Origin of the sequence: Altericista sp. CCNU0014 (assembly GCF_044923475.1) — a bacterium.
In the GTDB taxonomy this organism is placed as follows: Bacteria; Cyanobacteriota; Cyanobacteriia; order Thermosynechococcales; family Thermosynechococcaceae; genus JAAURS01.
On the sequence record NZ_CP137338.1, the window covers coordinates 4,582,750 to 4,594,572 of the forward strand.

The following is an 11,823-nucleotide window of genomic DNA, read 5'->3' on the forward strand; positions in this document are numbered from 1 at the left end:
TCAAAGGATATCCGGTACATTTTTTAGGGGCGCAGGGCTTTGCGCCCCTTCCGATATGCGGCATTGTATTCAAATTCTCCGCACCAGAATCGTTCCTAATCCACGTCGTGGGCAAATCGATTGTAGAGAAAGTCGAGGGCGTAGTTCCGCAGTTTGTAGTACTCCGGTAACTCCATAATCCGACTCCGATCGCGGGGACGCGGGAAGGGAATCGTCATAATTTCGCCAATTTTAGCAGCGGGGCCGTTGGTCATCATCACCAGTCGATCGGCCAAGAATAGGGCTTCGTCAATATCGTGGGTAATCATCAAAACCGTGCAGCGATTGTTGTTCCAGATCTTCAGTAACTCTTCCTGAAGTTCTTCCTTTGTAATCGCATCCAACGCCCCAAAGGGTTCGTCCAGTACCAACACCGCCGGACGAATCGAGAGGGCACGGGCGATCGCCACCCGTTGCTTCATCCCGCCGGAAATTTCCGGCGGCTTTTTGTCGGCGGCTTCCGTCAACCCCACCATCGCCAGGTGCTCGTGAACCACCCGATTTTTTTCAGCGCGGGTCTTTTGCGGGAAGACAGCATTCACCGCCAAAAACACATTGTCGAACACCGACAGCCAAGGCAACAGGGCATAGCCCTGGAATACCACCATGCGATCGGGGCCGGGTTTGACGATGGGTTGCCCTTGGAGGCGCACTTGACCCGCCGTCGGTTTGGCAAAACCGCTCACCATATTGAGGAGCGTACTTTTACCGCAACCGGAGTGACCGATCAGGCAAATAAATTCGCCTTGCTGAACCGTGAGATTGACGCCTTCAAGAACGGTGTAGCGATCGCCTTTGGGTAAAGGATAGACCTTACCCACATCGTCAATAGTCAAAAAGTCATCCTGCCGAGGGGCAGTTGCAGCGTTGGAAAGGGAGCTTTTACTGGTCACGGTAGTTTGCATAATTTAGGGGGTAAGAAAGGGGAATTGGACAAAACCCGTCATTCTGTAGGGGCGCAAGGCCTTGCGCCCCTACTAGGGCATTTTTCTACGCAGCACGGGCTACAGGCATTCCCAACGGGACTTCTGCCATGTAGATGTCGTGCTTGATTTTCAAGCTATTCAGATAGGCGATCGGGTCGTCGGCGGTAAACGTCGCGCCATCAAAGAGCTGGATGGGGCCTCGGCTGTAGGAGACATCCTCTAGCCCCAGTTCGCGCGAGGCAATACTAAAGGCGCTGACCTTGCAGATCCGCTCCAGAATTTCTACCCAATTGCGCGGGAACGGGACATCGCCCCACCGTGCGAGCTGGGTCATAATCCAGAGATTTTCGGTACGGCTGGGACGGTTGATGCCTTTGCCGAAAAACTGATGGTGCGCGTACTCGTGAGGAGATTTCCGAATACTGCACACGCGATGGTTGGCATCCCCCAGGTAGATGTAGTTTGGATCCATACTCAAATACTCCGCCCGCGACAGAATCTCTTGCACTTCGGCGTGGTTGGCGGGATTAGCGCAGTATTGGCAGGCTTCTAGCAAGGCTTTGATCAATGCCACATGGGTATTGGGGTAGGCCAAGGCCCAATCCTCGCGCACGCCCAGCACTTTGCCGGGATGCCCATCCCAAATTTCGAGGTCGGTGGCGATCGTATAGCCGAGGTTGTCGATTGAGGCCCGGACATTCCAGGGTTCGCCAATGCAGTAGCCGTCAATGTTGCCCGCCTCCAATTGAGCGATCATCTGAGCGGGCGGAATGGTTGAAATCGAGACATCGTGGGTCGGATCGACACCCCCCGCCGCCAACCAGTAGCGCAACAGCAGATTGTGCATGGAGGCTGGATGCACCACGCCAAAAGTATGCCGCTTGTTTCGGGTTTCGAGCAGCATGGTTTTAAGGTCGTCGAGCACCCACAATCCTCGATCGGCAAACTTTTTATCCAGGGTAATGGCGTTGCCGTTCCGGGTCAGGGTGAGGGCGCTGACGACGGGGACGGGTTTGCCGTTCATGCCGCCAACAGTCATCCAGACGGGCATCCCCGAAGGCATTTCGGCAGCATCTAGATAGCCGCCCGCAATACCGTCCTGGATGCCACGCCAGCTCGATTCGCGCACGAGGTTGACTTCATCGAGACCGTGGTGTGTAAAGAATCCCTTCTCCTTGGCGATCGCCAAGGGCGCGCAGGCCGTCAGCGGCACAAAGCCAATGTCTAGATTCACCTTTTCGAGGCCGTGACGGGCGATTGTGGTTTGCTTGCGGGCGCGAATTTTTTTGATTTGTTTTTGCTGGTTCAGGAAATAAATGATTTCGCTGCGGTAGCTGTAGTAGTTGGGATGGTTGACCACTTCCATCCGCTTGCGAGGGCGAGGAATGTCCACCTCCAAAATTTGCCCAATATTAGAAGACGGCCCATTGGTCAGCATCACCACCCGATCGGACAGCAGAATGGCTTCATCCACATCGTGGGTGACCATAATGGCGGTGACGTGGTTTTCTTCGCAAATGGCCATGAGCTGTTCTTGCAAATTTCCTCGCGTCAGGGCATCCAACGCCCCAAAGGGTTCGTCCAGCAGCAGCAGTTTGGGGCGGATGGCTAAGGCACGGGCGATCGCCACCCGTTGTTTCATCCCGCCCGAAAGCTGGTCCGGCGGCTTGTTGGCCGCAGCCCGCAGCCCCACCATATCGATGTGGTGTTCTACAATGCCGCGACGTTCCCCCGCCGGAAGGTGGCTCAACACATTCTTGACCGCCAGTTCGATATTTTGGCGCACCGTCATCCAGGGCAGCAACGAATAGTTTTGGAACACCACCATGCGCTCCGGGCCGGGTCGCAAAATTTGCTCGCCTTGGAGCATCACCAACCCTTCCGTGGGCAGATCTAGCCCCGCCACCATATTGAGCAACGTGGATTTGCCGCAGCCGGAGTGGCCGATTAGGGAAATAAATTCTCCCTGTTTGATGTCGAGGTCGATATCTTTGAGGGCAACGTACTTCGTGCCGTTGCGGAGGGTGAAGGTTTTTTCAAGATTATCAACAGTTACAAAGGCAGTCATGGCTTATCTCTTGAATGAAGAACGATAGAGCAAAACGGGTGAAGGCATAGCGCAGACCAAGACAGAAAAGCTGCACTTTGGGGCGATCGCTGGAATACTTAAGGAAGATGGAGAATGGACGCCGACAGAAGGAGAACAGAAGAGTCCTGAGCAGCCCCACTCTCCATCGATCGCCGCGCGGCAAAGCCATACCGCGCAGCAGACTTAGAGGCTCAAACGGGCCTAGCTGTGGCGTTCGGCTAGTTCCTCTGGCTTTGAGGAAGCAAGCGATTTTGAATCACACCCATGAGCCAATCCAGAAACCAGCCCACTAACCCGATATAGAACAAGGCCAAAATAATTTCGCTCACCTGTCCGTTCTGATAGGCATTCCAGATAAAGAAGCCAATGCCAACCACGCCAGACATCACGATTTCTGCGGCAATAATGGCCAACCATGCCAACCCGATCGCAATTCTCAACCCCGTAAAAATATAGGGCAGTGCTGCCGGAAATAGGATTTTAAAGAAATACTCAGAGCGCGGCAATTGCAAAACTTGAGCCACGTTGTTGTAGTCCTGGGGGATCTGCTTCACCCCAACGGCAGTATTAATCAAAATCGGCCAAACGGCGGTAATAAAAATCACGAAGAGCGCAGCGGGTTGGTTCTGCTGGAGGGCAGCCAAGGCGATCGGCACCCAAGCCAAGGGCGGAACCGTGCGCAGCACCTGAAAGATCGGATTCAGCCCTTTAGAGATGCGCGCGTTCAACCCAACCACAATCCCTAAGGTAATTCCAACGACTGCTGCTAGGGTATACCCTATAGCAACCCGTTGCAGGCTCGCAAAGACTTGCAAAAATAGACCTTTATCCGTACCGCCGCGATCGTAGAACGGGTACAGAATGAGCTTCCAAGTTTCTTGCACGACTTTCAGAGGGCTGGGTAGCGTCGCACCGGGCAAGGAAGTCCAGAGTTGCCAGATCGCTAATAAAATGAGTGCGGTGACTAAAGGCGTTAGGATATCGTCAAATTTTTCAATCCACTTATTATTTTGGAGGAACGTATTGAAGGCATTGTTAGAACGGCGGCGAGCTATAGTCATGGTCTTGTTCTCCTAGTTGTTAAATCGCAAAGTAGGCTTTTGATGGCGGAGGTGCGCGGGTGGCACCTACCGATTCAATCCAAATCAAACGCGCTTGATCTTCAAACTGTTCAAATAGGCTTCTGGCTTTTCGGGGTCGAATTTCACCCCATCGAAGAATTCCTCAACCCCCCGCGAAGTACTGGTGGGAATGTCAGCCGCCGCAATTCCCAGATCCTGAGCCGCTGCTTTCCAGAGATCTTCCCGATTCACGCTGTCGATCAGCGCTTTGGCTTTACTCAAATACTCCTTGGGCAAGAACTTCCAGCGAACGCTCTCGGTAATAAACCAAAGGTCGTGGCTTTTGTAGGGATAGGATACGCTCCCCTTGCTATCCTTCCAGTACATGACCGCCATCGATTTATCGTCGATCTTGCGACCTTCGCCCAGGTCGTATTTGCCCATCAGCGGTTCCATTAAGACGGTTTCTGGAACGCCAAAATACTGACGCTGAGAGAGGATTTTGGCCAGCTCAGTGCGATTGTCGAAGTTATCGCACCATTGCTGGGCTTCCATAACAGCTTTCAACAATGCCTTGGTGGCCTTCGGATGTTTATCGACCCAATCTTTACGCACGGCAAAATATTCTTCAGGATGGGCCTTCCAGATTTCGGCGGTCAAGGCAGAGATAAACCCAATTTTGTCGGCCACGATGCGGTAGGGCCAAGGATCGCCCGTACTAAAGGCGTCCATTGCGCCGCGCTTCATGTCCGCAACGGTCTGGGACGCAGGAATCGTTAATAGTTCTACTTGCTGCTCTGGATCGATACCTCCCGCTGCCAGCCAGTAGCGAATCCAAAACTCTTGATTGGCCTTCGGGAAGGTATAGGCTGCCTTAAACCGAGTCCCTCCGGCCATAATTTGGTCGAAGTAGGCTTTCTTGCCATCCAACTTCAGTCCCAATCCCTTCCCCTGATGCTTTCCGGCGATCGCAATCCCATTGCCTTGGGTATTGAGCTGAGCCAATACGTACATGGGAATGGCCTTGCCATCCGTAATCAGCCCCTCGGTAATGAGATAGGGCATCGGCATTTGCCACTGACCGCCATCGATACCGCCGCCTTGGGAACCAATTTTGACATTATCGCGGGCCGCCCCCCAGTTGGCTTGTTTATCGACCTGTACCTCCGGCATGCCGTACTTCGCAAAAAAGCCCTTTTCCTTGGCAATGATGAGCGGAGCTGCTTCCACAATAGGGATGTAGCCCAACTTCGCCGTTTGCACCTCCGGCTCCTGACCCGCTTTTACACCTGTACCGGGGTTTGCAGTAGGAGACGAAGCGGCTGTACCGCCTGGCGTATCCTCAGGCGGAGCGCCCAAGCAGCCTTTCAAGAAAATCGATGCAGCGGCAGACGCCCCTGTTGTAGCTAAAAACTTACGTCTTGAAATCTGCCGCAAATGATGGTCCATAGATTGTTCTCCTTGTTTTGATAAAAAAATCTATCCCGCCGACTAAAATCGGGGGTTAAATGGCTATCCGACACCGCTCGATCTTTGCCTCAAAAATGAGCAAAGACCGAACCAGAACGAGCTAAGCGATTTAAATTCTTTTCGGCTTATCGCCTAGACATTTCACCTCAAGGGAAAGAAAGCTAGATCGAAATTTGCTGGATATGAACTGTCAAGAATCACTGAAATGAATTGCTGACATAGATGCTTTGAATGCAGTTTCAACAACTCAAAGACTATAGTGATTGACTATGAAGATACTCGTTTACATAGAAGATGTCTAGATAGATCTCTGACAAAATCTCAAGATTTTATTGATAATTCTGATAGAAAATTTCTTTTTTCCTAGCCTAGTAAAGATTTTGGCCAATATCCGGGCATCAATTGCTTCGCAGATTAATGCATGATCTAACTATAAGTGATAGATAAAATCTATCAATTGTCTAGACTGTGTAAAGTTTTGAAAATGGCTTCTAGGCCCTATAAAAACATGAATGAATTGGAGTAAAGTAATCGCCTTAAAATAAGGGAGCTTTAGGATCGGCTCTAACAATGAAAAAAATAACTACCTCAAAGCCTTATGGTTTTCTGGCGTATAGCTTTTTACATCCCGTAGAGCAGAAAAGCATAAAGTTTATGCAGTTCTGAGTCCGAGGGATAAGCTCTTTTGAGAGTGGGATAGCAAGGAAGATTCATAAACTAGAATTATGAGGAGATAGAGAATAATGAACGATGTCCGGTATAGAGCGCATAAGATGAAAGGGTGCGAGCAAGTAAGACTTTAGGATACTTAGGCCATTTCCAGGAAAAAGCTAACCGCTGGCTTCGGCTCCGCTCAGCCAGCTAGAGACTATTCTCGGAGGGTATAACCTTTCCTGAAAATCACCTTAGTACAATAAAATAGGTCAACTTTGGCCCCATCGAAGATGGATGCAACATTGCCAAGCCTCATTCAGCAGATGCTCCAGTCGGACTTCTACCCCCATCCCGTGCTGGAACCCGTCCAACTGCTGCAAACGCATATTTCCTACATTCTTCTGACGGGGGAGTATGCCTACAAGATCAAAAAGCCGATCGACCTTGGCTTCTTAGACTTCACGAGCCCCGAAAAGCGTCGCCACTTTTGTCAGGAAGAACTGCGCCTCAACCGACGACTTTCGCCAGAACTCTACCTAGGAGTGCTTCCTGTCGTAGACAACGAGGATCAGTATAGCTTTGGGGTTGACGATACAGAGCAGCTCGTTGCAGACTATGCCCTTCAAATGCGGCAGTTCCCCCAAGACATGCTCCTGAGCCAGCTCTTTCAGGATGGCAAGCTAACGCCTGAAATGGTGCAGCAATTAGCAAGGCAGGTGGCAGCGTTCCATACGAGTGCTGGCACTAATCCCGAAGTAACCGCTTACGGTAGGGTTGCGTCGATCCAGCAGGTGGCAACCAATAACTATGCCATCAGTGCGGCTTTTATCGGAACCTCGCAAACCCAACAGCAGCTAGACGAAACCCGTACCTTTACCGATTGTTTTTTTGATCGCCATGCCGACTGGTTTGCACAGCGTCAAATCGAGGGCAAAATCCGCGAGTGTCATGGCGATCTGCACCTGAATAATGTCTGCGTCTACCGGGACAAAATCCAGATTTTCGACTGTATCGAATTCAATCAAGAATTCCGCAATATCGATGTTATCTACGATGCAGCCTTTCTCGTCATGGACTTGGCCTTTCGGGGCCGAGCGGACTTGGCGAACCTTTTCCTAAATACCTACCTAGAGCAAACCGGAGACTATCGCGGTGCGGCCTTACTCCCGCTCTATCTGAGTATGCGCGCCTACATTCGCGGCAACGTCAATTCCCTGGCTCTCAACGATCCGGCCATTTCCCCGTCCGAAAAGGCAGCATATCTTCAGCGCGGTCAGGCCTATTATCGCCAAGCTTGGAACTACACTCGAAAATCGCAGGGTCGCATTCTCCTCATGTCAGGACTTTCTGGCTCTGGCAAAAGTACGGTCGCCCGCCAGCTCGCCCAAAAACTCAATGCAATTCATTTACGCTCCGATGCAGTTCGCAAGCATCTTGCCGCAATTCCGCTCCACCAGCGCGGCGATCGCGGGGGTGCGGTCGATAGCGGTATTTACACCCCAGAAATGACCCAAAAAACCTACGGAATATTGCTAGAACTTGGGCTACTGCTCGCGCAACAGGGCTGGCCTGTCATTCTGGATGCGAAGTACGATCGTCGGGCTTTGCGTCAGTCTGTGTTAGAGGGGGCGATCGCCGCCCAAATTCCCATCACCATCGTGGAATGTACGGCACCTGTTGAGGTATTGCGCGATCGCCTCCTTCACCGCACCAACGACATTACTGACGCTACCGCAGATCTGCTGGACAGCCAAATCAAAGCGGCTGAACCTCTCACAGAGGCGGAAAAAGCTATTGCCATTGTCTTACAAACCGATCGGCCATTAGAACCTCAGCTAGATCGGATCTAGAGGAAAGCGATTGTTGTAGGGGCGCGAGGCCCTGCGCCTTATTTACTTGCGCTTTATCTACTAGACAACTGAGAGACTTGAGAACTTCGCTCTTTATTAATTTGCTTCAACGTTCCTTCTGGAAGCTCGTTGCCCAGTTTTATAGCTCGATCGAAGTACTTAACGGCTTCGGTCGGATTCTTTTGAAGCGATAGAATTTGAGCCTTTAAGTAAAACAGCTCTGGATTCTGAGGCGCAACGGCGATCGCCTTATCCACCGCCACCTGAGCGTTTGCGTAGTCTTTCGTGTCGCGGTAGACCAGCGCCTGTCCGCGCAATGCCAGATAGGGAGGGCCAGCCTTTTGGAAATTTTTCAGCGCCTCACTATGCTTGCCGAGCACCATGTTAATAAAACCCACAAACAGATTTATTTCAGGGTCATTCGGCGATAAGTTATGGGCCTTATCAATTTCTAACAGCATCGAACTGGCATAGGTTAGCGTTTTGGGCAGATCCGTCACGCTATCCTTCAAAAAATAGCCCTCTAACCCTTGGGCAACGCCTTTATAAAGATGCGAACGCGCCACATCTTTAGCCGCGATCGCCTTGGATGCGGCTCTAATCTTCGGCAGGGTGGTCAAAAACACGTCTTTTTGCTGATTCTGATAGGCTGTTGCCGCTAACAACGTGTAAACCAAAGGTTCGTTAGGATTTTCAGTTTGAGCTTTAGTCAGCTTTTGACCGGAACTCTGGTATCTGCCATACCGAAAAAAGTCTTCAAAGGCACTTTGCAAAGACGCCCCAATGGGCCTTGCCTTAATCCCCACTCGAAACGGGTCGGCGGCCAATGCCGAATTCGCACATAGTAGTACTGCAAGGGGCAATACAGTACAGCGCCGGATTAGGCTTTTCATCTTAGGCTTTTGTAAGAAAATTTGCATGGGACACAATGGAATGATTTCACACCAGGCATCCTCTATCTTAAGAGCAAATTTTAAGTGCCCTAGCCTATATTTAACAAAAGTTCTGTCAGTGCAGCACAGTTGTGAAGAAAATTCGATTTTCTACCCCTATTTTGACCCCGCTGCTGAGCAATCAACCCCTTTGCAGGGCGATCGCGGGAGCTTCAGCCGTTCATTTATCCCTAACCGCCCTGGGTTTGCCGAGCTGGCCCTGTCCGTTGCGCTACGGATTAGGCGTCCCTTGTCCGGGCTGCGGGTTGACGCGAGCCATCAAGTCCTTAGCTGTCGGACACTGGCAACAAGCAATGACCGTTCATGCCTTTGCTCCATTGGCATTAATCGTAGTGATGTCGGTCGGATACGCTAGCTTAGCGCCAGTAAATCATCGGCGTTGGATCGTCCGACATTGCCTTCAGGTCGAACGCAAGACAAGCTTATCGTTCATCTTAACGACGCTATTCCTAGCGTATTGGTTGATTCGATTGTCGTTCTTTCGTGAAGCGTTTTACTACTTAGTTTTGTAATGTGATTTTCTGAACGTAATCGAAGTTTCTAGCTGGCTGAGCGAAGTCTCTAGCTGGCTGAGCGGAGCCGAAGCCAGCGGTAAGCTTTTTCCTGAAAATGACTTTACTTCTGTGCAGAGAGATACGCCAGCAAGGCTTGAAAGCCTAGATAATAACTTTGCGCGCCAAACCCGCTAATTTGACCGATCGCGACAGAAGCCAAGTAAGAATGATGGCGAAATGCTTCGCGCTGATGCACGTTACTGAGGTGCACTTCAACTGCCGGAAGCTTCACTGCTGAAATTGCATCTCGAATTGCCACGCTCGTGTGGGTATAGGCAGCAGCATTGATCAGAATACCGTCGTGAACGCCAAGGGCGCTGTGGACTTCATCCACGAGGACACCTTCGTGATTCGATTGAAATGTCTTAATCTTCGCACCCTGCTGTTCTGCCAAATCGTTAAGACGGGCATCGATCTCGGCAAGCGTCACAGAACCGTAAATACCAGGCTCTCGAATCCCTAAAAGGTTTAGGTTAGGGCCATGAAGCACGAGAATGCTGACCAACAGCTAACCCTCAGGACTGGACCAAACCGTTCTTAACGAAAATTGCGATCGCGCACTGGCACGGGAATAGGTTCCATTTCTAGCTCTGGCTCAGATTCTGGGCCAAACAAAGCTTCAATTACCTTACGGGCCAGATGCTTGAGGGCATCAAGGATTTTTTCTATATGCTCCATTGAGGAAATGGCTCCTTGCCGTATAGTACGGAGTCTTTATTTTAATACCTTCACCAAGGTGAAGCACGTTTCTGAACTTCCGTTACTAAATCTTAACACGGCAAATTCTTGAGGGCACCCCGAACAACAGATTCTCTTAAGGATTTTATGCTCCGAAACTGCTGTCTGCTCGTCTTTCTCTCAAGAATACAAGCCTATTTTCAACGCAACGAGGTGGCGAGAGGGACCTTTTAAGCTCTACGGGACGCCGAGATTGACTCGAAGTTCTAACCCGAGTAAAAACTGCGGCTAGGAGAGCTGCAGTAAATGGCGTCGGAGAAAGTCAAGGGCATGGGACGCGCTGATATCTCGAATCCAATCTCGTCCCCGACCGCCACCAATGCGACATTCTTTGTGGGTAACCGTTCCTTCAGGCCCTGCAAGCCCAATATAGACCAGACCTACCGGCTTGTTCTCAGAGCCACCGCCCGGTCCTGCAATACCCGTAATGCTGACGCCCCAGGCTGTACCGAGCAACTTTTGTACCCCCACGGCCATCTGCTCTGCCACCTGAGCGCTTACGGCTCCCTGCGTTTCTAAAGTTCCACTATCGACGTTCAAAAGCCGAAGCTTAACGCGGTTGTCGTAGGCGATCGCGCCTCCCCAGAAGTAGGCAGAACTACCGGGAACCTCCGTCAGCTTTTGGCCTAACCCCCCACCCGTACAGGATTCGGCGACCGAAACCGTTTGCCCGCGTTGCGCCAGCAGTTTGCCTACGACGGTTGCCAACGTATCGCCATCGGTGCCGTAGCAGTCGAGTCCGCACAAAGCCTGAATTTGGTGCTGCACGCTATCTAAAGCCCGATCGGCCTCTGCGTGAGAAGCCGATCGAACCGAGAGCCGCAGGCGCGCTTCGCCTCGACTGGCATAGGGGGCAACGGTCGGAGAATCCTGCGCGAGAAAAGGGGCCACTTTTTCGGCCAGGCTGGATTCGGAGATTCCCCAAAACCGCATGTTTCGGCTGTAGATCCGAGCAGTGCCCCACCCCTGCGCCAACAAAAAGGGGATGGCCGTCTCGGCCCACATGGCGTAAAGTTCTCGCGGCACTCCAGGAAACGTCAGGACAGTCAGACCCGATCGAGGGGTCCATATCATCCCTGGTGCGGTTCCCACGGGATTGGGCAAAACTTCAGCTCCCTTAGGGAGCAACGCCTGCTTCCGGTTGCTAACACTGGGAACGATGCCGCGCGTTGCAAATTTTTGCTCAATATCCGCCCAAATGGTCGGGTCTTCAACCAGAGGCGTCTCGAAAAAATCGGCGATCGCCGCTGCGGTCAAATCGTCGGGCGTCGGACCGAGCCCGCCCGTAAAGATCAGAATACTAGAGCGCTGGCAGGCCAAGGCAATGACTTGTTTGAGCCGAATCGAATTGTCGCCCACCACGGTCTGAAAAAAGTGCGGGATGCCGAGCTTCGCAAGTTCTTGGGCCAAAAACTGAGCGTTTGAGTTGAGAATTTCTCCCAGCAGCAGCTCGGTTCCCACACAGATAATTTCAGCGCTTTGAGTCATG

The 11,823-nt window shown here is 51.6% G+C and carries 10 protein-coding genes; 2 read left to right on the top strand and 8 right to left on the bottom strand.

Translation table 11 applies throughout. From position 1 onward, the window contains the following. Positions 1-95: 95 nt before the first annotated feature. The 4 genes from R6H26_RS21840 to R6H26_RS21855 all read right to left on the bottom strand — a co-directional run bounded on the left by R6H26_RS21840 (position 96) and on the right by R6H26_RS21855 (position 5,564). Entirely contained in the window at positions 96-944 is an 849-nt protein-coding gene (locus R6H26_RS21840) for a nitrate ABC transporter ATP-binding protein (protein WP_404785520.1), read from the bottom strand. An 85-nt stretch (positions 945-1,029) separates the two neighbouring features. Beyond that, positions 1,030-3,033 carry a nitrate ABC transporter ATP-binding protein gene (locus R6H26_RS21845; protein ID WP_404785522.1) on the bottom strand — a complete coding sequence of 668 codons (2,004 nt, stop codon included), beginning with the start codon at positions 3,031-3,033 and terminating at the stop codon, positions 1,030-1,032. Positions 3,034-3,272: 239 nt separating this feature from the next. Beyond that, positions 3,273-4,115: a nitrate ABC transporter permease gene (gene ntrB, locus R6H26_RS21850; protein ID WP_404785524.1), complete on the bottom strand. Its 843-nt coding sequence runs from the start codon at positions 4,113-4,115 to the stop codon at positions 3,273-3,275. 84 nt (positions 4,116-4,199) lie between these two features. Further along, positions 4,200-5,564 (bottom strand): CmpA/NrtA family ABC transporter substrate-binding protein, encoded by a 1,365-nt coding sequence (locus R6H26_RS21855; protein WP_404785525.1) that lies wholly within the window; start codon positions 5,562-5,564, stop codon positions 4,200-4,202. Between the two features lie 965 nt (positions 5,565-6,529). Here R6H26_RS21855 and R6H26_RS21860 point away from each other — a divergent pair. Then, positions 6,530-8,089, top strand: a complete 1,560-nt coding sequence (locus R6H26_RS21860) for an AAA family ATPase (RefSeq protein WP_404785527.1) — start codon at positions 6,530-6,532, stop codon at positions 8,087-8,089. A gap of 53 nt (positions 8,090-8,142) precedes the next feature. On the opposite strand, the gene R6H26_RS21865 is transcribed toward R6H26_RS21860, so the two are convergent. Next, a complete protein-coding gene (locus R6H26_RS21865; protein WP_404785529.1) occupies positions 8,143-8,982 on the bottom strand; it encodes a hypothetical protein in 840 nt (279 codons plus the stop codon). A gap of 131 nt (positions 8,983-9,113) precedes the next feature. Here R6H26_RS21865 and R6H26_RS21870 point away from each other — a divergent pair, with 131 nt between their 5' ends. Continuing rightward, a complete protein-coding gene (locus tag R6H26_RS21870) occupies positions 9,114-9,554 on the top strand; it encodes a DUF2752 domain-containing protein (protein ID WP_404785531.1) in 441 nt (146 codons plus the stop codon). A 103-nt stretch (positions 9,555-9,657) separates the two neighbouring features. Here R6H26_RS21870 and aroQ read toward each other — a convergent pair whose 3' ends face one another. From aroQ to R6H26_RS21885, 3 genes are all read right to left on the bottom strand, one after another. Next, complete coding sequence (gene aroQ, locus R6H26_RS21875) at positions 9,658-10,101, bottom strand: type II 3-dehydroquinate dehydratase (RefSeq protein ID WP_404785533.1); 444 nt, start codon at positions 10,099-10,101, stop codon at positions 9,658-9,660. Positions 10,102-10,133: 32 nt separating this feature from the next. Continuing rightward, entirely contained in the window at positions 10,134-10,274 is a 141-nt protein-coding gene (locus R6H26_RS21880) for a DNA topoisomerase I (protein ID WP_404785534.1), read from the bottom strand. A 288-nt stretch (positions 10,275-10,562) separates the two neighbouring features. Further along, entirely contained in the window at positions 10,563-11,822 is a 1,260-nt protein-coding gene (locus tag R6H26_RS21885; RefSeq protein WP_404785535.1) for a competence/damage-inducible protein A, read from the bottom strand. Position 11,823: the final 1 nt, after the last annotated feature.

Coding starts and splice junctions, on each gene's coding strand:
- R6H26_RS21885 (WP_404785535.1), bottom strand. CDS start 11,822: ATGACTCAAAGCGCTGAAATTATCTGTGTGGGAACCGAGCTGCTGCTG.
- ntrB (WP_404785524.1), bottom strand. CDS start 4,115: ATGACTATAGCTCGCCGCCGTTCTAACAATGCCTTCAATACGTTCCTC.
- R6H26_RS21855 (WP_404785525.1), bottom strand. CDS start 5,564: ATGGACCATCATTTGCGGCAGATTTCAAGACGTAAGTTTTTAGCTACA.
- R6H26_RS21880 (WP_404785534.1), bottom strand. CDS start 10,274: ATGGAGCATATAGAAAAAATCCTTGATGCCCTCAAGCATCTGGCCCGT.
- R6H26_RS21860 (WP_404785527.1), top strand. CDS start 6,530: ATGGATGCAACATTGCCAAGCCTCATTCAGCAGATGCTCCAGTCGGAC.
- R6H26_RS21840 (WP_404785520.1), bottom strand. CDS start 944: ATGCAAACTACCGTGACCAGTAAAAGCTCCCTTTCCAACGCTGCAACT.
- R6H26_RS21865 (WP_404785529.1), bottom strand. CDS start 8,982: ATGAAAAGCCTAATCCGGCGCTGTACTGTATTGCCCCTTGCAGTACTA.
- R6H26_RS21845 (WP_404785522.1), bottom strand. CDS start 3,033: ATGACTGCCTTTGTAACTGTTGATAATCTTGAAAAAACCTTCACCCTC.